Raw genomic sequence first — 25726 nt, 5'->3', positions numbered from 1 at the left:
TTAAACTTACTACAGGGGTTGTGTTGTCATTGATTGCGTCTGCAAAAGATTCTAGCTCATCTAAAATGGCATTGTTCGTCTCAATAGACGGGTTTTCAAAATAAATCTGTTTTTTAATACCCTCGGCATTTTGCAGTATCATGTCAAAATCTCCCGGTTCTTTAGGGGCATCTTTCATCTTTACAACTTCAACTTTCTTTTCAAGAAAATCTACGGATATATACGCATCTTTTTGAAAGAAGCGTGATTTTCTCATGTTTTTTAAAGAGATTCTACTGGCCGTTAAATTTGCTACGCATCCGTTGGCAAACTCTAGTCTAGCATTTGCAATATCTGGAGATTGACTTATTACAGAAACTCCACTAGCATTTACTTGTATAACTTCAGAATTTACTACACTTAAAATAGCATCAATATCATGAATCATTAAATCTAATACAACAGGAACATCAGTACCTCTGGGATTAAACTCGGCCAGTCTATGGGCCTCAATGAACATAGGCTCTTTTATTGCGTGTTTAACAGAAGTAAATGCAGGGTTAAAACGTTCAACATGTCCTACTTGTCCTTTTACTCCATGTTTCTCTTCTAAATCAAGTAAGGAATTAGCTTCTTCAAGAGTGTGTGTAATAGGTTTTTCTATGAATATGTGTTTGCTTTTTTCGATTGCTTTTTTTGCACAATCGTAATGAGAAAGTGTAGGGGTAACAATATCAACAACGTCTACAGCATCAATTAATTCGTCTAGACTTTTAAAATATGCATATCCAAATTCAGAACTAACTTTTTCTCCATTAGAACTATCGGCATCGTAGAAGCCAACTAGTTCATATTTTTTAGATTCGTTTAGAAGTCTAAGGTGTATCTTACCTAGATGCCCAGCTCCTAAAACACCAACTTTTAACATGTGTTTCGTTTTTCCCAAAAATACGCATAGTTAGGTAGTTTTATCCTATGCAGGATTTCAATTTTAGAAAAAATAAGGATAAGTTTTTGTTGGTTCTTCCGTCGTTTCAAGAACTTTATTAACTTTGAAGGACAAACCGACTACCATTGAAAGATACCTTAAAACACAGGGGCATGCGCAACCATTTGGCGCAAGTATTGATAGACAAAGGAATAGCTGATAAAAACGTTCTGGACGCCGTTAGAGAAATACCTAGACATTTGTTTATGGATAGTAGTTTTGAGGGGCATGCCTATCAAAACAAAGCATTTCCCATTGCTGCAAACCAAACAATTTCTCACCCGTACACCGTTGCATTTCAAACTGAATTATTAGAACTTGAACAAGGGCAGAAAGTATTGGAAATCGGTACCGGTAGCGGCTACCAAACAGCAGTACTTTTAAAATTAAAAGTTAAGGTTTACACAGTTGAAAGACAGTTAGAGTTATTTAAAAAGACCAGTATCTTTTTTAAAAAAATGGGGTACAGGCCTAAGCAAGTAATCTTTGGTGATGGTTATAAAGGTTTACCTAAAGAAGCTCCTTTTGATCGTATAATAGTAACGGCTGGAGCGCCGGCAGTACCTAAGGCTTTGTTATCGCAATTAAAAGTAGGGGGTAGGTTAGTTATACCTATTGGTTTTGAAGAACAAATAATGACATTGTTCGTGAGAACTACTGAAAAAGAATTTTCAAAGACAGAATACGGTTCATTCAGGTTTGTGCCCTTGCTGGAAAATAAAAACTAGCCGTTGAAATTCTTTTTAATACGATCAAGGTCTCTCTTGTTGTCGCGATCTTTAATAGACTCTCTTTTATCGTAAAGCTTTTTACCTTTGGCCAATGCAATTTGCATTTTTGCAAAACCTCTTTCGTTTACAAACACACGAAGCGGTACAATAGTTAAACCAGAGGTATTTACTTCTTTGCTAAGTTTTTTAAGTTCTCTTCTTTGTAAAAGTAATTTACGAGCGGCTTTTGGTTTGTGGTTAAAGTGTGATGCATGAGAATATTCATCTATCTGCATATTGATAACAAATAGCTCATCTCTATCATTAAATTCACAAAAACTTTCTGATATAGAAGCTCGTCCTTCTCTAATAGCCTTAATCTCGGTACCTGCCAAAACGATACCGGCTGTATATTTATCTAAAAGCTCGTATTCAAAACGAGCTCTTTTGTTCTTAATGTTTATAGTATTCTGCATTACAGGCAAAAGTAAGAACATTTCAATGAATGTCTTAGCCTTTTAAAAGTTATTGCTAACGATATTGTTTACTGATTTTTTAATCTGGGCAGTTACAATTGAAAATAAGTTTTTCTACGGATGATATGCCGTTTATGATTTTAACGATAAACAAAGTTCCGTTTTCGCTATCATCAATATCAAAATACTTTTGTTCATCGATTAGTTTATTGACAAATTCAGGAGTAGTGTTACTGTGTCCAACAATTAAAACATTACTGTTTAAGTTATCGCTTTTAAACTGGGCAATGTCAATGGTGCTAGGGTCATAATATTGTACATCAATGTTTTGCTTTACCGAGGTAGGTGCGGCGGTCATTGCGGTTCTGTTATAGTCTGTAGAATAAATAGCGTTTAATTCTGTGTCAGCTAGAATTTCTGCCCAATGCATAGCTCTTCCCAAGCCTTTTTGGTTGAGTTCAGGGTCAGAATCATCAGGATTATTTCTATTCTTTTCAGCATGTCTGATAAGATAAAAAGTCGAAATTGAAGTTTCTTCTTGCGATGTGTCAACTACTGGCTCATCTTTGCAAGAAAGATTGATTGCCAGAAAAATTAAAAGAACAATTTTTAATGCTTTCATGAAATTTTGTTTGGTGTATTAATTTAATAACTAAAATTAGTTCAAAATAGTACTATAAATAGTCTATTTTTTGTTTTTTTGCATATGAAAAAATTTTGTGGGGCGCTTCTTATTGGTTTTGTAGTTCTAGGTATTAAGGCTCAAGAGGTCGTACTTCCTACTGATTTTAGGCAGCAAAATATTACTGAATACAATAGTAGTTTAATAAATCCTGCTTATAGTTTAGATCGTAATAATCCTTCTTCAGTGTCATTGTGGGCTAGGTGGCAATGGCAATCTTATGATGCAGACCCAACTTCTCTATTCTTAAATTATTCAGCAAGATTAAATGATGTATCTGCTGCAGGTGTTGGTTTCTTTCAGCATAATACAGGTGTTTTCTTAAATACGGGTGCGGCTCTTAACTATGCTCATACTATAGAATTAAGTGAAGGAGTTATTTTAGGGGTTGGTTTAAACGTATTTGCTTTTCAACAGAAGTTGGCAGACGATCGTTTTTTTATACCTAACCCAATACAGACTATCGCAGAAAATGATTTTATTTTACAAATGGCACCGGGTGTTAATTTGAGTATTGATAGGTTTAATATAGGTTTGGTTTCAGAAAATCTATTTGATTATAATTTCTCTTCCAATGAGCGCAACACAAGTCCTGAGGATAGAATGTTTCAAGCATTGGTAAGTTATGATATTCCAGTTAGTGTTTTAAGTTCAGATGATAGTTCTGTATTAAGACCTATGTTGTATTATAAGACCATTCCTGGGTTGGATAATCAAATAGGGTTGACAACATTGTTGACGACAAACAAATATTGGGCACAAGCGGGCTATAATAGTTTTTATGGATTCTCCGGTGGTGTTGGTGGACGTTTCTTTAAAAGGTTGTCCTTTGGTGCCTTAATTGAAGTAGGTACAAGTTCAGATTTAAAAGGTCAAGACCCATCATTTGAATTGGTGACATCTTATAAATTGGGAACACTGCAAACGCCTGAAGAAAAACTTGAAGAGCAATTACTTGCGGAGGAGAAAAAGCAAAAGGAAGAAGTCCTTGTTAAGCAAGAGGAGAATGTTATCGTGTCTAATGAACTGACTAAGGCAGAAAAGTTGGCTCTTAAAAGGGAATCAAAGAAGCAGGAGCGTTTAGCTTTAATAGAAAGTAATAGAATAAAAGATTCCATTCAAAATGCCACAAGTACATCTAAACTGGTCATAAAAGAATCAAGAAGAGATATTAGAAGACGAAGAGACTCTATAGAAAATGCAAGAGCAGAACAGGCCTTGGCATCAGCTAAGGCTTTAAAGCAACAAAAAATGCAAGATTCTATAGCGACAGTAGAGAAAAATAAAGCAGCGGCTTTAGCCTTGGCTCAACAACGAAGACAAGATTCAATTGCTCAAAGTCAAGCATTGGCAATGAAAAATGAAGTCGTAAAAGTTAGAGCTGGTGAAAAGTATGAGGAGGTAACTAAAGAAGGCTCTTTAGAACCAGGATACTATTTGATAGCAAATGTATTTGGTACTAAAAAGTACTTAAACGCTTTTATTGCAGATATGCAAAAGCGTGGAATCAATGCTAAATCGTTCTTAAGACAAAAGAATAAATATAATTATGTGTATTTGGCTAAATACAATTTCATAAAAGAAGCCAGAGAAGCTAGAGACTCTAAGCTTGGTGGAAAATACACTGATAAATTATGGATTTTCAGGGTAACGGGCGAGTAATATACTCTTTCGGTATTTGGCTTTTTATTAGTTGGGAGTAAGCACCTATAAAAATGTTTACTTCAATTCTCTTTTAATTAAAACATCTAAGTACGTTACCGTATTCAATAAATACTTACGATCCTTGGTAATAGTAGCCATTGAAATTGCACCTTGAATAATCGTAAATAATTGTTTTGAAAACTGTAATGGAGATACTGGTAGTTTAAACTCTCTGTTATTAATACCATTTTCAAAGACTAAGGCAATTTTCCCTTCAATTTCTTTAATAGTTTCTTTAGCTGCGGCAGCAAGTAGTTTGTTGTTGTGTTGAGCGTCTATACCAACATTTAAAATGGGGCAACCACCCATTTTCATTGTAAAGATGTCGTATTTTTTATAAAAGTCAAGTAGATTTTCAATTTTAGCAATAGCCTTGCCTTCAATTGATAAATGCTCGTCAACAGCGGTAAGCAATAAGCTTCTATTAAATTCGAAAGCAGCTAAAGCCAACGCTTCTTTGTTTTCAAAATTACCATAAAGTGCACCCTTGGTTAAGTTGGTGGCATCGGTTAAATCACTCATACTAGTGCCTACATACCCGTGTTTGTTAAATACAGGCGCGACAGTCTCAATAATGAATGCGGTTGTTCTTTCGGCTTTGGTTGACATAATAGACTGTTTTAATGCGAATATAAATAATCTATACTGTATGGTATATATTGTTGATAAAAAAAGCGTCCATATATTTAATATGAACGCTTTTCTAACAATTTTTTAAAATTAAACTGTTATTTCTTCTTGATTTCTGAAAACTAAACCATTATCGAAGGCATCTAGTAAAACAACGCTATCCGCTTTAATTTCACCGCTTAACAATGCTTTGGACATATTGTTAAGAACCTCTTTCTGGATAGTTCTTTTTACAGGTCTGGCACCAAATTGTGGGTCGTAACCTTTATCTGCCAAATAAGCTATAGCTTCTTCTGTAGCATCTAGAGTAATTTGCTGATTGTCCAGCATTTTCTTTAAACTCTCTATTTGAAGTTTTACTATTTCTTTGATGTCTTCCTTGGTTAAAGGTGTAAACATAACAATGTCATCAATTCTATTTATAAACTCTGGTCTTACTGTCTTCTTTAAAAGACCTAACACTTCAACTCTTGCAGCTTCAGTAGCGCTATAAACATCTACGGCATTTTCAAAAGTATCTTGAATAATATCACTACCCATATTACTGGTCATAATGATAATTGTATTCTTGAAATCTGCAACACGACCTTTGTTGTCTGTCAATCTACCTTCATCCAATACTTGTAATAAAATATTAAACGTATCTGGGTGCGCTTTTTCAATCTCATCTAAAAGTACTACAGAATAAGGTCTTCTACGTACAGCTTCTGTTAATTGTCCGCCTTCGTCATAACCTACATATCCTGGAGGTGCACCTACAAGTCTACTGACCGAATGTCTTTCTTGATATTCGCTCATGTCTATTCTTGTCATTGCATTTTCATCATCAAATAAATATGATGCCAATGTTTTTGCAAGCTCTGTTTTACCCACTCCGGTTGTTCCTAAGAAAAGAAACGAGCCAATAGGCTTTTTAGAATCTTGCAGTCCGGCTCTACTTCTTCGTATAGCGTCTGAAACCGCTTCAATAGCTTCTTCTTGACCTACAACACGCTTATGCAGTACTTCTTCAAGCTTCAACAACTTTTCGCGTTCGCTTTGCAACATTTTTGTTACAGGTATACCGGTCCATTTAGCAACAACTTCGGCAATATCATCACTTGTAACTTCTTCTTTGATTAAAGTACCCGCATGTTGTTGTTCAGCTAGATTATCTTGTAATTTAGTGAGGTTTTCTTGGGCTTCTTTAATTTTTCCATATCTAATTTCTGCTACTTTACCATAATCACCATTTCTTTCGGCACGTTCGGCTTCAGCTTTAAAGTTTTCAATATCTAGTTTGGTCTGCTGAATATTGTCTACAACAGATTTTTCACTTTCCCATTGAGCGAAAATTTCGTTTCGCTCTTCTTTGATATTTGCTAAATCTAGATTTAAAATTTTAAGTTTTTGTTTGTCATTTTCACGTTTAATCGCTTCAATTTCAATTTCAATCTGCATAATCTTACGATCTAGAACATCTAGCTCTTCAGGTTTAGAATTAATTTCCATTCTAAGTTTGGAAGCAGCTTCATCCATAAGGTCAATAGCCTTGTCCGGTAAAAATCTATTGGTGATATAGCGTTGAGAAAGTTCTACCGCAGAAATAACCGCCTCATCTTTGATACGAACCTTATGGTGCGCTTCGTATTTCTCTTTAATACCTCTAAGAATAGAGATGGCACTTTCTGTATCTGGCTGGTCTACAACCACTTTTTGAAACCTTCTTTCAAGAGCTTTATCTTTTTCAAAATACTTTTGGTATTCATCTAATGTAGTTGCACCAATTGATCTTAGTTCACCTCTTGCTAAAGCGGGTTTAAGAATATTAGCTGCGTCCATAGCTCCTTGACCGCCACCTGCACCAACTAAGGTGTGTATTTCATCAATAAATAAGATGATGTTGCCATCTGCGCTGACAACTTCTTTGATAACAGCTTTTAGGCGTTCTTCAAATTCTCCTTTATATTTTGCGCCTGCAATTAAAGCGCCCATATCTAAAGAATAAATTACTTTATCCTTTAGGTTTTCAGGAATGTCACCTTGAATAATTCTATGCGCTAAACCTTCTACAATAGCGGTTTTACCAACGCCGGGCTCACCTACAAGTATAGGATTGTTTTTTGTACGTCTTGATAAAATTTGCAGAATTCTACGAATTTCCTCATCACGTCCAATAACAGGGTCAAGTTTACCACTATCTGCAAGTTCGTTTAAGTTCTTTGCGTATTTTTTAAGTGAGTTATAACTGTCTTCGGCACTTTGTGAAGTTACCTTTTCGCCATTGCGCAATTCGTTTATAGCTGCTATTAAATGTTTTTCTGTAGCTCCTTGGTCTTTTAAAATCTGGGCTATTTTGCTTTTAGATTTTAAAATGGCTAAAAAGAGGTGTTCTATGGAAACATATTCATCTTCCATGTTTTTAGCAATAATACTTGCTTCGTTCAAAGTTTTACCCGCTTCTCTAGAGAATTGAATATCTCCACCTTCAACTTTTGGAAAGCTTGATAATTCTTTTTCTATAATTTGTTGAACCAATGAAAAGTTAATCCCTAGTTTTTTAATCAAAAAGGGCATTACATTCTCTTCAACTTCGGTAAGTGCTTTAAATATATGTTCGTTCTCAATTTGCTGATGTCCGTTATTTTGGGCAATCAGTTGGGCTTGTTGAATAGCCTCCTGTGATTTTATAGTGAAATTATTTATATTCATATTCTTTCGGATTTAGTTAATTGTAATACTTTTGATATGTATTAGTCAACAATCTTACCAATTGAATTTACAAGACATAATGGCTGTAAATCAGAAAAATTTAATGACAATTAGTCAGGTGCAGTTTGTTGAAATGACAATATTAAATTAAGAATTTTATGGGAATATTTGGTGGTTTATTTGGTTCTAAAAGTGATGATGAAGGTAGTTCTTCGGGCATTCCTTGGGTGGCTTTAAATTCTGTAGATCAATTAAGTACTATTAAAGCAGCGTCTAATGGTAGACCTCAAGTAATATTTAAGCATTCCACCTCATGTGGTATAAGTAGAATGGTACTAAATATGTTTAAAAGCAGTTATGGTCTGGAAGATGGACAAATGGATCTATACTTTTTAGATTTGTTGGCGAACAGAGATGTGTCTAACGCGGTAGCTTCAGAATTTGGAGTAGTACACCAATCTCCTCAGCTTTTGATTATTAAAAATGGGGTAGTGGTCTTACATGATTCACATAGTGCCATTTCAGATATTAAGCTAGAACAATATGTATAAATAAAAAGCCCCGTAATAACGGGGCTTTTTTCTTAATTGAAACGTTGGTTGTTCAATATATTTTTGAGATTATTTTTTAAATCTTCTCCGGCATCATAAACCATTTGTTCATTGCTAGGAAATGGTACTCTTGCAAGTTGTAAAAGAGATACTAACTCATTGTCTAGCGCTCTTTTATCACCATCGTAGTTTGCATAGACATGCTCAAATACGAATTGACTTGATAATGGATATTGATTTACCTTTTGCTGTTTTTTCAAATCAATGAAGCTTACAACTCCGGTTACTTGTGCACTTTTAAATTGTGTAAATTGATAGAAATTACATCGTACGGTTTTAAACTTATCCACCTTAATACTATTACCAAGACTATCTGATACTACATTACCATTGCGATCTTCAACAAAAGTATAACCATCTTTTATTTGTCTTTCCTTGCTTATTTGTTTCTCGCTAATTTGTTCTGGAGAAATATTAATATCTTGAAAAGAAACTTCCATTTGGTAGTCATACAATTGATTTTGTATTCTATTGGTGTGGTATTCTGTCCAATTAGAATTTAATCCGTAAGTATTTAAATTTAAAAGCTCATCTTCTAATCTTTTAGGTATAATCTGATCCGTATTATTTATCATTTCTACGATGATGTAATTTAACCCTTTTTGATAGGCTTCATTTATTTTAGAAGCAACATCCTTATAATTTGGGTTAATCTCTTCTAAATAGTTAAGGTCGTTGTAAGCTTTTCTATAATCGGTTTTATAATTAGCGTCTTTCAATAACGCAGTAGCGTTTGAGTATAAAAATTCAGACAACTCAGATTTAGCAGCAAGTAAATCATCATCATAATTCTTGAACGTGAAATTGGCATCTCGGCCTTCATCTTGAATGTATAATGGCAATAAAGGGCGAATACGCTCTTGAATAGACTTTAATCTATTATAGCTATTATATATTTCCTCATAGTTTGCGGCATTACCATCTTTTTTAAGAAATTTGATATTCTGCAGCTCCCTCTCGGTATTTTTTTTATACCCTTCTTCTAAAAGCATTATATATTGTTGATTGCTTTTTTTGGTCTTATTTTCTGCAATATTCATTACCGCTTTATTAATAGCGGTTTCGTAGTTACCAGAGTTAAGAGCCTCCTGTGTTTTTTTGACGCCACTACATGATATTAGAAGTCCGATAAAACTAAATAGTAGAAATTTTTTCATGTCTATTATTTTTAGAATTTATAATAGCTATTCAACAGCCGTGCCATAAAAGTCTTTTTATTAAACGTTAAGGGATAAGGAATAGTATATATTAAATGATTTGCTTAATGTTATAAAGCTATAAGCGTCTAAATAGGATACAGTTATTAACTTATTTTAATAAATAAGTTATGTGTTTGTGTTCTTTTTTATATTTCATTAGGTGTGCTATTTGTATTTTTGTCACTTATTTAAAAGATATAGTACCATGCAACGCGATACCACAATTTTTAATCTAATTGAAGAAGAGAAGCAACGTCAAATTAACGGAATTGAATTAATTGCCTCTGAAAATTTTACTAGTCCGCAAGTAATGGAGGCCCAAGGCTCTGTACTTACAAATAAATATGCCGAAGGATATCCTGGAAAAAGATATTACGGTGGGTGTGAAGTAGTAGATAAAGTAGAGCAATTAGCAATAGATAGAGCTAAGGAGCTATTTGGGGCGGCGTATGCAAATGTACAGCCACATTCTGGGTCTCAGGCTAATGCAGCTGTATATCATGCATGTTTAAAGCCGGGTGATAAAATTTTAGGCTTTGATCTTTCTCACGGTGGTCACTTAACGCATGGATCTCCTGTTAATTTTTCGGGAAGATTGTATACTCCGGTATTTTATGGTGTTGATAAGGAGACCGGTAGATTAGATTATGATAAAATTCAAGAAGTAGCTACTAAAGAGCAGCCAAAATTGATAATCGCTGGTGCCTCTGCATATTCAAGGGATATGGATTTTGAGCGTTTTCGTAAAATTGCAGATAGTGTAAATGCTATATTGCTTGCAGATATCTCTCATCCTGCAGGTTTAATCGCTAAAGGACTTTTAAGCAACCCAATTCCTCACTGTCATATTGTAACTACAACAACCCATAAAACATTAAGAGGACCAAGGGGTGGTTTAATATTAATGGGTGCGGATTTTGAAAATCCATTTGGTATTAAGTTGAAAAATGGCAACTTAAGAAAAATGTCCGCTTTATTAGATTTGGCTGTTTTCCCTGGAAATCAAGGAGGTCCTTTAGAGCATGTTATTGCCGGTAAGGCAATTGCTTTTGGTGAAGCCTTGACAGATTCTTATGGTACTTATATTGCTCAGGTAAAGAAAAACGCCGATGCAATGGCTAAGTCTTTTGTAGAGCGTGGCTATAACATTATTTCAGATGGTACCGATAATCATATGATGCTAATTGATCTTAGAAATAAAGATATTTCAGGAAAAGATGCTGAGAAAGCATTGGTTTTGGCAGACATTACTGCAAATAAAAACATGGTGCCGTTTGATGATAAATCACCTTTTGTAACTTCTGGAATCCGTTTTGGTACTGCTGCAATTACAACCAGAGGATTGGTTGAAAGTGATATGGAAAAAGTAGTAGATTTTATTGATCAGGTAATTACAAATCCTGAAAATGAAGTTATAATAAAAGAAGTTAGAAGTAAAGTAAATGCAATGATGAATACAAGACCAATTTTTAATGCATAATTAAAAATTGAAAATAGATTTAGAGTTTTTATTCTGATAAAAACTCTAAATCTCCACTTACGTATGTGTTTTTATGAACATCATAAATAGATGCTTCGTCATCCTTATCTAGGTATATTCCCCAGAATTCAGAATATGATTTTGGAGCTGTATTAATTTGATCTTCGTTAGCATCAATATTCTCAATGATATCTTCAAATATAGGAACGAAAATCTCATATGGTTTTTGAGTAAGACCTCTGGTCAAGAAGACATAATTAAATGCAATCTGTTTTAAAATATCATTTAATTGAGATGGTATGCTTTTATCGTAGATGCGCTTTATAACAATGCTTGTATCATTTAAAAAGAATGTAAGTTCTTCGATATCAATATTATGTTGATTTTTTAAATCTAATATATCCAAGGCACTTTGTAATGGGGTTTCTTCTCTTCCATTGTAGCCCCATCTCCCTGTATTAAAATGGGATAGTAATTCTAGTAAATCTAAATTACAAGATACCTCTAAGACTAAACTAATAGAATTGAAAGTGATATGTTTATTATTCAGCTTTACATTGGAAAAATAATGAAACCCAATTGAACCTAGAAATTCATCTATACCAGCAATATCCTTGGTATATTCTAATTTTGAATTATTGATGAAATTTTGGTAGTTAAAAGGCATATAGGTGGAAATTTATAGCATTCTTTAACATAAAGATACTTTTCTAACTTCGCAATATGACATAGGAAATCCTTAGAATTTCGGAGGATATTATTATAAAATAAAATTATTTTATCTAAGTCATTGATAGTCAGTATCTTTAGAAAACATATATTTAAAGGAAACCACGTGTTTTAGCTTCATTAATTAAAGCCAAGTCATTTCCATTTTTAACGTCAAATAAAGCTTTAAGTTGCCTCTTTCTTGCTTCAACGGTTGTATTTGCTGAACCAACCAATGGTGCTATATCCCTGGTATGAATACCTTGGGAAAGATGGTAAAGAATTTTTTGATCTTGCTCATCAATAATAATATCGGTAGACATTCTTCTGCGTATTGCAGAAAGAGCGCTTGCTGTGTAATAAGGAGATTTATTTACAATAGTTTCAACCATAGTTTTAAGAGACATTTCATCTATTTCAGATTTTACCATATATCCATCAGGATTTACAGTTTTAAAAATATTGTTGATTCTATAGTTATCGCTATAAGAAGACATAAATACTACTTTGGAGTTTGGTACTTCTGCTCTAGCTACAATTCCTAAATCAATTCCCGTTCTTGGATCTTTAGATTCTGGAGAAAATAATTGAATATCTAAAAGTATTATATCATAAGGCACTGCTCGTTTAGAATTTTCAATTTTTGATTTACCTTTATCAAAACTGGTCGCAATTTCGACTTTTACATTGAAATCACTAAATTCAGAATCCTCTAAGATATATTTATACCCTAGAGCTGTCATTTCGTGGTCATCTATCGCTAAAATTCGTACAGTATTCATAATATACAATTCTATGGTAATTTACTAAACGTTTTTATACTAAGTATTATTATTGGTTATTTTTTATTGATTTTAATAGGAATATTTAAAGTGATGGTAGTGCCTTTTCCTTCGGTAGAGTCTATATGAAAGTTACCTTTTAGCTTATTTATTCTAGAGGTAATATTTCTAAGACCTATCCCTTTTTTGCCTTTATTAACGTTATATCCAATTCCGTTATCGCTCATTATAACATTAAAATTATCATCATTTCTATAAAAACTTACTTCGAAGTATGAGCACTTAGAATGTTTTATAGCATTTTGAAAAGTTTCTTGAATTATGCGATAGGCATTAATTTTAATATCACTATCAAAACTATCCCAGTTTTCATCTTCATTGAAATGAAAGATAGTTTTAATTTTCTTATTAGCAAGAAGCGTTTCTACAGAATCGGTGAAATTATTTATTTTTTGGTATGCACTATGACTTAATTCGTGCGAGATAGACCTAATTTCATTTTCAATTTCTTGTAATGAACTAAGTGCTTTAGATTTTTCTTGAATTGCTTCGTCGGTAGCGCGTTTGTTTAAACCGGTTAGAATCATACGGGCACCTAGCATTTTGCCTAAAACACCATCATGTAGTTCTTCTGAAATTCGTTTTTGCTCTAAGCGTTTAACTTCATCTACTTTTTGCTTTTGTGTAAGCATTAAGTTGAATATTTCTTGGTTATTAGCTTGCTGTTGTTGGTCAAAACGAAGTTTTTGGTTTTTTGCACGCTGATTGATTATAATATAAATGGATAGACCAAGTAAAAAGAAACCTATTGCTATGCCGATCCAAATTTGCTTTTGTTTTGAAAGAGTTTCTTTTTCACTTTCTAATACAATATTCTCTGCAATAAATTCGTCGGTTTCAAAACGTATACGAGCGAATTTATTTTGTTGTTTACGATCTTCATTTTGTAAACTGTCGTTTAGTTTTATAAAGTTTTTAAAATATCCAGAAGCGTTTTCCTTATCTAATATGGCTAAAAATTGCCAAGTTTTTAAAAGACGTTCATTTGACTCTCCTTCTATAGCTAATCTTTCTGCTTCTTTTGCTTTGTGGATAGCTGCAGTAGTGTCATGGGCAAAAGCTTCTAATTCTGCATAATTATAATAACTCGCAGCAATACTGCCTAAATCATTCTCCTTTTTTTTAATTTTTATGGCTTGATTAAATAAATTACGAACATTCGAAGTATCTCTTTTGTAGAGTTTTGAAGTTGCTAAATTACTTAGAGCCAGCCCATATAAACTAGGTTTTTCAGATAATATATTATTGGTGCTTAATACTTTTTCAAAATTTTCTATAGCCTTGTCATATTGTTTGTCATTTCTATAAGTTACGCCAATATTGTTTATCACGGTGACCTCATCAATATAACTGTCAGGAATTTTTTCAAGGTAAAATAAGGCTTCCTTATAATAGGCTAAAGATTTTTCATATTCTTTTAAGTCTGTTAAAACTATACCTAAAAGGTTATAACTTCTATATAAATGGTGGCTATTATTTTCTAATGTTTTAAAATATTCAATCGCTTTTATGGTATTGGCTTCACTACCAATATAATCTTTAATCTTCATTTGAATACTGGCCATAATTAAATACAAACGACCAACTTCTTCTTTATAATTAATTTGATTGTAAAGGTTAAGAGCTTCTGAGTAATAATAAAAAGCACTATCGTAGGCTATTCTATTTTCCATAAAATATGCTAAATCCCAATAAGCCGCACCTATAGTAGCAGTATCTTTAATTTTTTGGTTCGCTAAAATTGCTTCATTATTTACTTGTCGATATAATGAACTGTCAGAGATAAATCGTTGATTGTAAGAGAGGTTAGAAAGGTGTATGCTTTTTAAAGAATCTGTTGGGGAATCTATTGCGAATTGGTAAGCTTTATATTGTAGTTCTAATTTTCTCTTAGAGTCCACCTTATAACTTTCGTCAGACCATATAGAAATACTATCATTTGTTTCAAGTGCTGATTGTATCTTTTTTTTGGGTTCAGTTTTTGCACAGCTTATACAAAAGAGAAAAAGGGCAGATACAAAAATATAAATCTTGTTCAAAAATAAATGTTATTGGTATAATAAAACCAAGGTATAAAAAAAGCCTTTAACAATTATGTTAAAGGCTTTTTTTTGTATTTTAAATTTATACCTATGCAATCCTTTTTGGTGGTTTTCTATCTCCTACAGGGGCGTCACAGTCATCACATTGAAATGTTTTAGAAACATTGTTCTTTGTCTCAATTTCGTTAGTTGTGTTTTCGATAGCTGTTGTTGCCATACCTAATGCCATTACTGCAATTGCTAAAATACCTGTCACTTTTTTCATACTGTGTGTTTTTAGGGGTTTTTGGTTTATTATACAGCCAAAGTAATATCCATTTGTAGGTAAATAACACGGTATTTTGAAACTTGAGTGAATGGTTAGATTCTGTTAGTAAACAGCCTAGTTTTAAGAGAATTCTCTAATTTAATGCGGAGAGAGTATTCTTTGAAAGAATACTTTTGAGATTTTCCATATTCTCTCGGTAAGATTTGGAAAAAGGAATATGCTCGTTTACCGCTTTAATAGCGCAAATAGATTTTCCAAAATTGATACGGGAAACATAGCTTGTATTTACCATATAGCTTTGATGAATACGCATAAAATTTTGGGGTAATCTTTTCTCAAAAGTCTTTAACGTTTTGTAAGCGTTAATAATTGTACCATCTTTCATGAAAAATTCGGTAGTATTATTATCTGCTTTTAGATAAAGAATGTCATTGGTATTTAAATATTGAAAATCATTATATGATTTTAAGCATAGTGTCGCTGGTGCCTTTTCTTTTGGCATTCTTTTTTGAAGTTTCATTAACGACTTTCGAATATCAAATTCATTAAAGGGTTTTAGCCAATAATCAAAGAAACCACTTTTAATAGCATCGTATGCGTAGTTTTTTGTTGATGCAATACCGATAAGAATTGGTATTTGATTCATATATTGATGAATCTCTGTAACCATTAAGAATACAGAAGCGTAATCATTGTTTAAGTTAATAAAAACGATATCTGGAGAATACTTTAAAATATCGTTTAATCCATCAGAAGGGTTGTTAGTTGTATTTATACATTCAAAATCACCATATTCATCCAAAAAAGCATGTAACTGCAAATTAGAAACAGCATCTGAATCAATTATGGTGTAAGTGTAGTTCAAAATGAATTAGTGTATACTACGAAATTAAACATAGGTAAGAAAAAGAAGACCTAGAATGTCCTTATAAAAACCAAGGATATATTGATAAAATCAGTGTTTACGGGGTCTCTGAGCGAAAAATCTGTCAATTAAATTATAGGAATACCTATAAATCTTTCTCTATCGCTTGAAAAGCGCCTAAATCCGGATTAGGTAATCTTGTGGAGCCTATGATGTCAAAAGGAGTAGAAATTGCGGTATTTTCGTCACCTTTATTAATTGCGTCTGAGTTTAACCCAATTCTGTAATCATTTTCAAATGGTTGAAAATAATCTAATTCTCCACTTAGTATTACGTTAAAATAATACTCGTCATTTTCAAAATTATATAGAGAATTTTCAGAAGATGAAGATTGGTTTTTGTTGAACCTTATAAAACAATTTTGAAAGGTATAGTTGAAGATATTCTGACTGTTTGTTTCAAGTGAAATTTCATTAGAGCTGTTACCGTCAATTATGCAATTTTTAAAATCCGCATTTAATAAATCAAAACCGTTTTCAACATTGGTTTTTGATGCATTACTTAAGGAAAGACTGGTGTTGAATCTAAAACCTTTATTCCAGTAGTTGGCAATTGTAGCGTGTGTAAACGAATAACTTCCACCATTTTCTATTATAAGTGAAGAATTGCCAGCTGCTCCTAAAACTATGTTAGAGGCGTTAATTTTTGCATTTCTAGCCCATAGATTATATCTAGAACTGTTGAAGATGCTACTGTTAGTAATATTCAATGTTTGAGGTTCTTCTGTATCTTGACCTTCTACATAAATACCCAACTCGGCGTTTTTGATGGTTAAGTGATTAATGGTGTTATTTATACTTCCCGAGCTAATCCAGATAGCCCCCCATTGACCTGAAATATTTTCAAATTCAGGTTCTAATCGGTCGCCTTCAAATATGACTTCATTTTCTAAGAGTGAATTATCAGAACTTAATTCTCCGTTAATGGTTATAGTAGATTCTTCTTGTACTAAAATTCCTGAGTTTTCGTGAAAGTGAACTCTAGTTCCTGGATCAATAATAAGCTCTTTACCTTTAGGCACAACTGCGTATCCGTAGATGACGTAAGACTTCTCTTTTGTGAAATTTAAATGATTGTCAGATAACTCAAAACCATCTACAGATATAGGGTTTCCTGTTTCATCATTATATAATACTATTGTTTCAATTGCATTTTCATTAGTATCATCAGGATAGAGAAATATGGCGTCCTTTGCCAGTGTTACCAATTCAACAGTTTGTTGAAATGAGGCATTATCAAAGAGAATGGCATCGGTATAGAGTAATTCGTTGATTGAGTTGTCTGTAATATCTATCGTAGTTTCTACGAATACAAAAAGACTATCTTCTGCGTAAATAGGAGTGTCCGCAAATTCTTTACCGGCAATACCATCAACATTTAATCTGTAGAAGCTCTCATTGCCATTTCTAAGAGATATGTTTGGTATTATAATGTCATCTTTAGTGTCATTATAAACTTTTAAGGTATACGTACTACTACCAATATTTGTGAAAACGGTGTCAAGGTATACAGTATCTCTAGAAAATGAAAGGTGCCCGTCGCTTTCGGCGTACTCAAAATCTTTTCTACATGATGTGCTCCAGAGAAGAGCAAATAGGGCAGAGAGTATAATTAAGATTCTAAGACGCACGCTAATAGGTTTTACGAATCTAAGTTAGAGGAAAATTTCTTTAATTTCTTCAGGGATTCTAAGTGGTCTGTATGACTTACTGTTCAATAAACACCATTCAGTACTTGATCTTACCAATAATTTGTTGGTAGTACCATGTTTCATTTCTACAATTCTCACACATTTAGCTCCTGAGCTAGACGCTATAAAGGTTGATATTTTTATGGAATCATTTAAAACCGCTGCACGTTTATATTCTATGTGATGTGTAAGTACAACCCAAATAACTTCTTCCTGCATTTTAGCAGTCGCTATGGTTTGCCAGTGTTCTTTTGAGATGTCCTGTATCCACTGTACATAACGTACATTGTTTACATGGTTTAAATCGTCTAGGTCATCATGAGAAACAATTATCTCTTTCTGAAATGCCATATTGCTATTTTTTCTGAATTTGTACTTCAAACATTTTATCCCAGAATTTACCGGTAACAAAAAATGTTTTGCGTTCAGGATGATATGCTATTCCGTTTAGCACGTAGTTGGTTTTATCCCAATTTTCAGTTTTGGTAATGATATCGCTTAAACCGCTGAAATTAATAACACCTTCAATAGCGCCTGTTTTGCTATCAATAATCATGACGCTAGGTTTTTGATATACATTGGCATATATTTTCCCGTCAACATATTCTAATTCATTGGCTGAATTAAAAATAGATGAATTGGTTACCGTTTCAATGTATCCATCTTCAGTCATGGTATCAGGATTTATAAACCATATTTTTTCGGTACCATCACTTTTAAAAAGTTTAGAGCCATCATTTGTTAATCCCCAACCTTCACGACTTTTACCGTATTGAAAATTATCAAATTTTTCAAAAGAGTTTAAGTCATAAATGAAGCCCAATCCACTTTGCCAAGTAAGTTGGTAGATTTTATCGTTCAATATGGTAATACCTTCTCCAAAATAAGTTTCGTCCAAATCTATTTGTTCAAAGACTTTACCGGTTTTAAAATCTAATTTTCTTAAAAAAGACTGTCCTTTTCTACCGGTTGATTCATATAAAGTGTCATTATAAAACTCAAGACCTTGGGTGTAAGATTTTGTGTCGTGTGGGTATTCATTAATAATGGTGTACGTGTAAATTTCCGGAGCTTTCTCAGAAAGAACTTTAAGGTTTTTGTTTATAGCTACGGTTTCGCCATCAAAAGTGATTTTTGCGGTCAACACTTTATTTCCTAAAGTGGGTAAATCGATCTTAATTTTATCATTATTAAGAGGAATAGGCGTGCCGTCAATGCTATATTCTACACTTTGAATTTGTTTTTCCTGCTTATTTTTAATTTTTATTCCAATTTCTTGATTCATTTGAACCTGGTTTGCATTTTTCTCTAAACTGATTTCGAATAGGGAAGAAGCTTTTTGATTGCCACTGCCACATGCAGTAAATAAGCTGGTAATAAGAACGATACAGAAATAATTTATAATTTTCATTAAGAAAATGGGTATTTAAGTTGATGTAGTATGTAAGTACAAGAAGGCTTTCTTGTTATTGATAGGCAATTTAATTCATAAAAATAAGAAACTAAAGGATTGTCAAAGTTTTAAAAGATTGTATATTTGCACCCGGCAAGTCCTACACGACCAGCTCCTGTAGAATCCCCCAGGGTGGGAACGCAGCAAGGGTATACGGTCGTAGCGGTGCGATGTAGGTAGCTTGCCTTTTTTTGTGCCCTAAAATGAAATATTTAATTTCTAGGTAACACATTCATAACCAATTCTATAAAACGTTTAGCATCGCTTATTTTCTATAAAATGAAAACAAAAGTAGTACTAATTACAGGTGGGTCTTCAGGTATTGGCAAAGCAATAGGTATACATTTAAAGAAAAAAGGATATGAAGTCTACGGTACAACTCGCAGCAAAAGTAAATATCCTTCATTTTCAGAATTTCCACTTTTAGAGATGGATGTTAGAAATGTAGATACCATTAAAGGTTGTATATCATCATTACTTAAACTTGAAAATAGAATTGATGTATTGATCAATAATGCGGGTGTTGGTATAACAGGACCTATGGAAGAAACTCCTCATGAAGAGGTTTTAAAAGCATTTGCAACCAATTTTAACGGTCCCTTAAATGTGATGAATACGGTTTTACCTGTAATGCGTGGGCAAAAAGAAGGTCTTATCATTAACATTACTTCTATAGCAGGTTATATGGGGTTACCGTTTAGAGGAATTTATTCGGCATCTAAAGGGGCTCTTGAGATTGTAACTGAAAGTTATAGAATGGAGACGAAATCTTTTGGTGTTCACCTTACTACGCTTGCTCCTGGTGATTTTGCCACTAATATTGCCTCCGGTAGATATCATACTCCGGTTTATGAAAATTCTGCATATAAAAAGGCTTATAAGAATACTTTAGAGGCTATTGATGCAGATGTTGACAGTGGAGGTGATCCTTCTGATGTGGCAAAAAAAATTGCAAAAATTATACAGACTAAAAATCCGAAGCCTCATTATAAGGTGGGTTCATTTATTCAAAAATTCTCGTTGACGCTAAAAAATTTACTACCTGGTCGTTGGTTCGAGAAATTACTTGAAGGTCATAGTTCTCATTAATTTTCTTCTGAAAATAATAATAACAATTTTTAGTTTTTGTAAATATTGGAAAAGCCGTCTACTATAACAGAGTTATCTGTAATAATAGCCTTGTTCATTGGGTAGAGCACTAATTTTTCTGTCAGTTCTCTGAAGTCGTTGCTATGATATTGTAATGAAGGATCAACGCCAAGTGAAGATATAATTTTTTTCCACTGTTCATAATCCGTTTTAATATTGATGCCAATAAGTTGGTGGTCAGGCTTTTTCTCTTTAAGAATGGCTATTCTCTTAAAGATGTTTTTGTATTGTCTACTGTTAGTGCCAGACCAGAAATAAAATAGAACTTTTTTATCAGCTGCAATTTCTGTTAGTGTTTTGCTTTCGTTTTCATAACTAACAACATCTAAATTAGGTATTGTCTTTTTAGGTTGAAGATTTGCAATACCTTCATATAGGCTTTCAATTTCTTCTAAATGCATGTTATTTTTAGAAACCTTCTTGAATTCCGTTAAGAAAATTTCAGTGTTTTCGGGAGCATCTTTTTTCTTCAGTAAATAATCAAAGGCAACATTTCTAAAAAGATTATCCCTCAATTCTTTTTCAACTACGAGGCTGTCTATTAAGTGTAATTTATGCTTTTTGTAATGTAACTGCCTGCTCTGTTGCATATGTTCATTTGAACAGTCGTTTAGGCAGCTCATGTAAGCTAAATTGCTTAAGTGGGCTTTCATGAAATCATAATAAGGTCTAAGATAGGTAAGTGTGTGGTCGCCGTAGTTTACTTGATTTCTATATATGTAAAAATCTTTAGGTAATTGGTGAAAATTTTCTTCAGCAGTTTTGCTTTTATGTCTAAAGGGGTAAATTTCTTTATATCTGTTGTATGTGTAGTCTATACTGCCGTTCAACAAATTCATAGCTTCTTTAGATAAAAGACTTTCAGAATTTAAATCAGCTAATTTATCTACTTTTTCCTGTCTTAACGATGCAATTTTATCTGAGAAATCTGAGGGTTCAAGTTTGTAATATTCAGAATACATTTTAGAATCTTCTTCTTCAGTTGCTAAAAAGAGTTCTAGCAAAAAATTATTGGTTTCTTCATTATTTCCAGAGAATACCAAAGATTCATCAAAATAAATGGTATTTAGTCTAACCATTAAACTATCGCCTTTCTCTAAATAAACATACTGATGTTCAGGAGCTAAATTGAAGTGATACAGCCCATTTTCTATAGAATTAAGTTTAAACTTAAAGCGGTTTTTATCATCAAGCTTTGCAGAGTCTACTTTTATTCCTCCTTTTAATAAAATTACTTGGTCACTCGTAGGATTCACGATTTCACCAGCAAAAAGTACGGTTTCAGAATCCTTTTTTGTGGACGAACAACCCACTAATAAGGCTACGAATGTAGAGAGTAAAATTCTTGTCATATAGTATGTGGGACTGGTGTTAGCCAAAAATAATAAACCTAATCACCAGATGTTGTTAATAGCTAGTTAAATGTTGTGTTGCGCTAACTTAAGAATCTTTTATCGAATTTGATACTAAACTAGGCAGCTCAAGCTTATAAATTCAGTATTTTTGCACGGATTTTTAAAATTTTATTTCTATGTTATCTGTTTCTAATCTTTCTGTCCAATTTGGAAAACGAGTGTTGTTCGATGAAGTAAACGTTTCTTTTACCCAAGGTAATTGTTACGGTATTATTGGTGCCAATGGAGCCGGTAAATCTACTTTTTTGAAAATACTTGCAGGGCAAATGGATCCAACTTCTGGTCACGTACATTTAGAGCCTGGTAAGAGAATGTCCATCTTGGAACAAAATCACAACTCTGCCGATGATTTTACGGTACTAGAGGCAGTGGTTATGGGTAACAAACCACTTTATGAAATCAAAAAAGAAATAGATGCTCTTTATGCTGATTATGATGATAAGAATGCAGATAGAATAGGGGAGTTGCAGGTGAAGTTTGAGGAGATGAACGGGTGGAACGCAGATAGTAATGCAGCTGCTTTATTATCTAACTTAGGGATAAACGCAGATTTACATTTTACATTGATGTCTGAGTTAGACTCTAAATTAAAAGTACGTGTGCTTTTGGCGCAAGCTTTATTTGGTAATCCAGATGTGTTGATAATGGATGAGCCTACCAACGACTTGGATTATGAAACGATTAGTTGGTTAGAGAATTTCTTGGCGGATTATGAAAATACGGTAATTGTAGTAAGTCATGACCGTCACTTTTTAGATACTGTTTGTACGGATATTGGTGATATTGATTTCGGTAAACTAAATTTATACTCAGGTAACTATACATTCTGGTATGAAAGTAGTCAATTAGCCGCTCGCCAGCGTGCACAACAAAATAAGAAAGCAGAAGAAAAAGCAAAAGAATTGCAAGAATTTATTGCTCGTTTTAGTGCAAATGTTGCTAAAAGTAAACAAGCTACTTCTCGTAAAAAGATGTTGTCTAAATTAAAGGTAGATGATATTAAGCCATCTAGTCGTAGATACCCTGCTATAATTTTTGACAGAGAACGTGAAGCTGGTGATCAAATATTAAATGTAGAAGGACTTTCAGCTTCAACTGACGAAGGGGAAGTGCTGTTTAACAATGTAAATATCAACTTGGCAAAAGGAGATAAAATTGCCATTATTTCAAGAGATTCTAGAGCAACTTCAGCGTTCTATGATATCATAAATGGAAATAAAAAGGCTGATAAAGGTACTTTTCAATGGGGTATTACAACTACTCAATCTTATTTGCCAGCAGATAATTCAGACTTCTTTACAAGTAACATCAACTTGGTAGATTGGTTACGCCAATACGCTAAAACGGAAGAAGAAAGGGAAGAAGTATACATACGTGGTTTCTTGGGTAAAATGTTATTTAGTGGCGAAGAGGCATTGAAAAAATGTACCGTTCTTTCTGGTGGAGAAAAAGTGCGTTGTATGTTAAGTAGAATGATGTTGATGCGTGCTAACGTGTTAATGTTAGATGAGCCTACAAATCACTTAGATTTGGAAAGTATTACGGCATTCAATAATTCTCTTAAGAACTTTAAGGGTACTGTAATGTTGACAACACATGATCATGAGTTTGCACAGACTGTAGCAAATAGAATTATAGAATTAACTCCTAAAGGCAACATTGATAGGTATTCAACGTTAGATGATTATATGTCTGATAAGGCATTGAAAGATCAGCGTAACAAAATGTACGCTGAATAAACATAGAATAGATTAACCCAAATCGATGTTTTATGAAAACCTACAAATATGTGGCTTGCTTTGTGCTAGCCTTTAGTTTCTTCGCATGCGAAAAATCTTCTGAACAAGTTGAAGAGGAAATAGTTACAAGTGCACAAGTTGAGTACACCGTTTTTTTACAAAATAATAATTTATTGAATGGGGTTGTTGTGGCGTCTAGTGATGAAGAATTTGCCGTAAAAAGCACGTTGATTTCATTTAATAGTGTTCCTTCAAATGCTATTACATATAGAACTGCAACAGATATAAGTTATTATGCTACCACAAATTGTCATGCAACATTACAATGGTATAATTCAGAAAGTTCTGTAGTTGAATCCGTAGCTCTTTTTGATGACATAGATGCGTGTGACATAAATGTTCTGGCAATGGCTCGTTCAAATGAAATTACAGCAGTAGCATATGAAAGAGAGTTGTTGGGCAAGGATAAGCAATATGTGGTTCGTGTAAATTCACTTATCGATTTGGTTGGGAATCCGTTAGAAATACTTTTGGATAAGAAACCAGTTGATATCGTTTTTTCTACTAATAAATTATTTGTGCTGACATTGAACGAATTCATTACAGATGAATTTCATTTGTCTGTAATTGATATGAATACTAATGAAGCTTTAATGGAGCTAGATTTGGGTTTAGATGCACAGCGGTTATTTACCAATAACAATGGTGATGTAATCATTAGTTATCCTGAATTACACACTACTTTAAATCCTGTTTCATTAAATAAATCGTACACCACTTATGGTGAAGATACGGAGCCTGGTTTTATTACAACTACCGATTTCTATATGGATAACAATGGTAAGTTTTATTTTCAGAAGAATGTACCAACGGCAGAGGTGGTAGGGGTGCCAGCAATTTATGATTTTGAAAAGAATAGTACCGTAGTCTATCTATTTGAAAATTTCTTGACAGATACAGAATTGAACGTAAAATATAATATAGCCAATACATCTGCCATCAGTTATGATGAAAAGAATAACTATGTTTTAATCGGATACGAGAAAAATGGTCAAGCTGATAAAGGTGGTATTCTAAGAATAACTCCGGCACCGGATTTTAAATTAATTGATAATATTGATTTAGATGGAGTGCCTAAAACCATATTCGTAAAATAGAATTTTAAGTTTAGCTGTTAAAATATTTGCTGTTCCAAATAGCTGGATTAAAGTTTTTGCCCATTGCAAATCCGTAAAATATGACTACCGAGGCTATACATTTAAACATAAAGAAATAAAGAATCCAAAACTGGGCATTTGAACTTGATTTGGAGAACAAACCGTCTGGTATTAGCATTGTGGTTGCAAAACTGATTAAAAGTACCAATAAGGTCAGGTTTACAATGCTTTTAAAAGGCCACATTAACAACTTCCGTAATGGATGAAGATCATTACCCCATTGATGTACTAAATAATGATATCCGTTACCTATTGGAGCAAAAAGTAATGGATCATCTTTATCTTCAAGTTTAAAAAGTTTAGACGGAGCTATAATTTTGAAGGCTTTAATTTCTAATTCATGTTCTTTTTCTAGTGCTTTAATTTTTGATAAAGCTTCAGCAGGAATTTGCCCTTTAAAATACTTAGTATCCAAAAAACGTAATCTATAATCGATACAAATTTGCTTGATTTCGTCAATATGATAAATCTTGGAACTATCTAATAAATCAATATTGAAATTATTATGTTGGGCACCTCTGCTGTTTGAAATATTATCTTCAATTCTCTCTAGTTCATTATCAAGATTAGTAAGAATGTCATAGACCTCTTTCATTCTTGTCTCGTCAGATTTAATCTGCTTATTTCTATAATTAGAGAGTTTTTGTTCAATATTCGTTTTAGGTAGAAACATATTCTTTTTTTAGCAATACACTCAAAGTTAATCAATTAGTGATTTTGTCAGAATCTTGTTTAACTTAATTAAAAGTTAATAAAATGTTAAAATCGTTCTATCACGTAATTGATACTAGGTGTCAAAGACATCTAATTGTATCTTGACCAAGAAATCGAACCGTTTATCGATTTTTAGAACATTTTGCCCCTTAATAACCACCTATTATGAAAAAATGGACATCCCTCGTGTCCCTGTGTGCTCTTTTGTTAGGGCTTCAAACCTTTGCACAGGACAATTCAATTGAATTTAAATTCGAGAATCTAATCTCTAGTTTAAAGCCTGAAAAATCCATTTTGGAACGAACAGAGTCTTTTGCAAATCATTCTTCCTTGTTAAATGCACTTAGAGTAACAAATTTAGACAAGGTCTTAGATTATACCGGAGAATTCACAGTTTTTGCACCGTCTAACATG

General features: G+C 33.1%; 23 protein-coding genes and 1 other RNA gene. 8 read left to right on the top strand and 16 right to left on the bottom strand.

Annotated features, from left to right (window positions below; genetic code table 11):
• Positions 1-907: Gfo/Idh/MocA family oxidoreductase (locus tag ABJI11_RS01050; RefSeq protein ID WP_348348680.1), on the bottom strand; the 907-nt coding region annotated here is incomplete at its 3' end.
• Between the two features lie 146 nt (positions 908-1053).
• Here ABJI11_RS01050 and ABJI11_RS01045 point away from each other — a divergent pair.
• On the top strand, positions 1054-1695 hold the full coding sequence (locus ABJI11_RS01045) for a protein-L-isoaspartate(D-aspartate) O-methyltransferase (protein ID WP_276492716.1): 642 nt from the start codon (positions 1054-1056) through the stop codon (positions 1693-1695).
• Here ABJI11_RS01045 and smpB read toward each other — a convergent pair.
• Together smpB and ABJI11_RS01035 are read right to left on the bottom strand one after the other, a co-directional pair.
• A complete protein-coding gene (gene smpB / locus ABJI11_RS01040; RefSeq protein WP_348348682.1) occupies positions 1692-2153 on the bottom strand; it encodes an SsrA-binding protein SmpB in 462 nt (153 codons plus the stop codon). The genes ABJI11_RS01045 and smpB overlap by 4 nt on opposite strands.
• A gap of 79 nt (positions 2154-2232) precedes the next feature.
• The gene (locus ABJI11_RS01035; protein ID WP_348348678.1) at positions 2233-2775 is read right to left on the bottom strand and encodes a phosphoglycerate mutase family protein; all 543 of its coding nucleotides are present in this window, start codon (positions 2773-2775) and stop codon (positions 2233-2235) included.
• Between the two features lie 84 nt (positions 2776-2859).
• On the opposite strand from ABJI11_RS01035, the gene ABJI11_RS01030 reads away from it, so the two are divergent.
• Positions 2860-4497, top strand: coding sequence for a PorP/SprF family type IX secretion system membrane protein (locus tag ABJI11_RS01030; RefSeq protein ID WP_348348676.1), 1638 nt, complete (start codon positions 2860-2862; stop codon positions 4495-4497).
• Between the two features lie 57 nt (positions 4498-4554).
• Here the strand turns inward: ABJI11_RS01030 and ABJI11_RS01025 are convergent, their stop codons facing one another.
• A complete protein-coding gene (locus ABJI11_RS01025; protein WP_348348674.1) occupies positions 4555-5148 on the bottom strand; it encodes a TetR/AcrR family transcriptional regulator in 594 nt (197 codons plus the stop codon).
• A gap of 111 nt (positions 5149-5259) precedes the next feature.
• Positions 5260-7860, bottom strand: a complete 2601-nt coding sequence (gene clpB / locus ABJI11_RS01020) for an ATP-dependent chaperone ClpB (protein WP_348348672.1) — start codon at positions 7858-7860, stop codon at positions 5260-5262.
• 158 nt (positions 7861-8018) lie between these two features.
• Here clpB and ytxJ point away from each other — a divergent pair, with 158 nt between their 5' ends.
• A complete protein-coding gene (ytxJ, locus tag ABJI11_RS01015; RefSeq protein WP_348348670.1) occupies positions 8019-8411 on the top strand; it encodes a bacillithiol system redox-active protein YtxJ in 393 nt (130 codons plus the stop codon).
• A 32-nt stretch (positions 8412-8443) separates the two neighbouring features.
• Here ytxJ and ABJI11_RS01010 read toward each other — a convergent pair whose 3' ends face one another.
• Complete coding sequence (locus ABJI11_RS01010) at positions 8444-9628, bottom strand: hypothetical protein (RefSeq protein ID WP_348348668.1); 1185 nt, start codon at positions 9626-9628, stop codon at positions 8444-8446.
• Positions 9629-9875: 247 nt separating this feature from the next.
• Between ABJI11_RS01010 and glyA the strand changes: the two genes are divergently transcribed.
• Positions 9876-11150, top strand: a complete 1275-nt coding sequence (gene glyA / locus ABJI11_RS01005) for a serine hydroxymethyltransferase (RefSeq protein WP_348348666.1) — start codon at positions 9876-9878, stop codon at positions 11148-11150.
• 28 nt (positions 11151-11178) lie between these two features.
• Here glyA and ABJI11_RS01000 read toward each other — a convergent pair whose 3' ends face one another.
• The 8 genes from ABJI11_RS01000 to ABJI11_RS00965 all read right to left on the bottom strand — a co-directional run bounded on the left by ABJI11_RS01000 (position 11179) and on the right by ABJI11_RS00965 (position 19036).
• Positions 11179-11817, bottom strand: coding sequence for a hypothetical protein (locus ABJI11_RS01000; protein ID WP_348348664.1), 639 nt, complete (start codon positions 11815-11817; stop codon positions 11179-11181).
• A gap of 154 nt (positions 11818-11971) precedes the next feature.
• A complete protein-coding gene (locus tag ABJI11_RS00995) occupies positions 11972-12640 on the bottom strand; it encodes a histidine kinase (protein ID WP_348348662.1) in 669 nt (222 codons plus the stop codon).
• Positions 12641-12696: 56 nt separating this feature from the next.
• Entirely contained in the window at positions 12697-14739 is a 2043-nt protein-coding gene (locus ABJI11_RS00990; protein WP_348348660.1) for an ATP-binding protein, read from the bottom strand.
• Positions 14740-14830: 91 nt separating this feature from the next.
• Positions 14831-15007 carry a hypothetical protein gene (locus ABJI11_RS00985; protein WP_348348658.1) on the bottom strand — a complete coding sequence of 59 codons (177 nt, stop codon included), beginning with the start codon at positions 15005-15007 and terminating at the stop codon, positions 14831-14833.
• Positions 15008-15143: 136 nt separating this feature from the next.
• Entirely contained in the window at positions 15144-15875 is a 732-nt protein-coding gene (locus tag ABJI11_RS00980; protein ID WP_348348656.1) for a LytTR family DNA-binding domain-containing protein, read from the bottom strand.
• Positions 15876-16020: 145 nt separating this feature from the next.
• On the bottom strand, positions 16021-17565 hold the full coding sequence (locus tag ABJI11_RS00975; RefSeq protein WP_348348654.1) for a hypothetical protein: 1545 nt from the start codon (positions 17563-17565) through the stop codon (positions 16021-16023).
• A 24-nt stretch (positions 17566-17589) separates the two neighbouring features.
• Entirely contained in the window at positions 17590-17976 is a 387-nt protein-coding gene (locus ABJI11_RS00970) for an acyl-ACP thioesterase domain-containing protein (RefSeq protein WP_348348653.1), read from the bottom strand.
• 4 nt (positions 17977-17980) lie between these two features.
• Positions 17981-19036 (bottom strand): glutaminyl-peptide cyclotransferase, encoded by a 1056-nt coding sequence (locus ABJI11_RS00965; protein ID WP_348348652.1) that lies wholly within the window; start codon positions 19034-19036, stop codon positions 17981-17983.
• Positions 19037-19169: 133 nt separating this feature from the next.
• On the opposite strand from ABJI11_RS00965, the gene ffs reads away from it, so the two are divergent.
• Positions 19170-19268, top strand: an RNA gene (gene ffs / locus ABJI11_RS00960) — signal recognition particle sRNA small type.
• A gap of 89 nt (positions 19269-19357) precedes the next feature.
• Complete coding sequence (locus ABJI11_RS00955; protein WP_348348650.1) at positions 19358-20167, top strand: SDR family oxidoreductase; 810 nt, start codon at positions 19358-19360, stop codon at positions 20165-20167.
• A 29-nt stretch (positions 20168-20196) separates the two neighbouring features.
• On the opposite strand, the gene ABJI11_RS00950 is transcribed toward ABJI11_RS00955, so the two are convergent.
• Positions 20197-21579: a transaldolase gene (locus ABJI11_RS00950; RefSeq protein WP_348348649.1), complete on the bottom strand. Its 1383-nt coding sequence runs from the start codon at positions 21577-21579 to the stop codon at positions 20197-20199.
• 179 nt (positions 21580-21758) lie between these two features.
• Between ABJI11_RS00950 and ABJI11_RS00945 the strand changes: the two genes are divergently transcribed.
• Positions 21759-23381 (top strand): ABC-F family ATP-binding cassette domain-containing protein, encoded by a 1623-nt coding sequence (locus tag ABJI11_RS00945; protein WP_348348648.1) that lies wholly within the window; start codon positions 21759-21761, stop codon positions 23379-23381.
• 32 nt (positions 23382-23413) lie between these two features.
• Entirely contained in the window at positions 23414-24538 is a 1125-nt protein-coding gene (locus ABJI11_RS00940) for a hypothetical protein (protein WP_348348647.1), read from the top strand.
• 10 nt (positions 24539-24548) lie between these two features.
• Here the strand turns inward: ABJI11_RS00940 and ABJI11_RS00935 are convergent, their stop codons facing one another.
• Positions 24549-25271 (bottom strand): hypothetical protein, encoded by a 723-nt coding sequence (locus ABJI11_RS00935; RefSeq protein ID WP_348348646.1) that lies wholly within the window; start codon positions 25269-25271, stop codon positions 24549-24551.
• Between the last annotated feature and the right edge of the window lie 455 nt (positions 25272-25726).

The organism is Maribacter sp. (assembly GCF_039968975.1).
Classification (GTDB): domain Bacteria; phylum Bacteroidota; class Bacteroidia; order Flavobacteriales; family Flavobacteriaceae; genus Maribacter.
The sequence above is the reverse complement of the archived record's forward strand: the minus strand, read 5'-3'. Positions and strand labels throughout refer to the sequence as shown.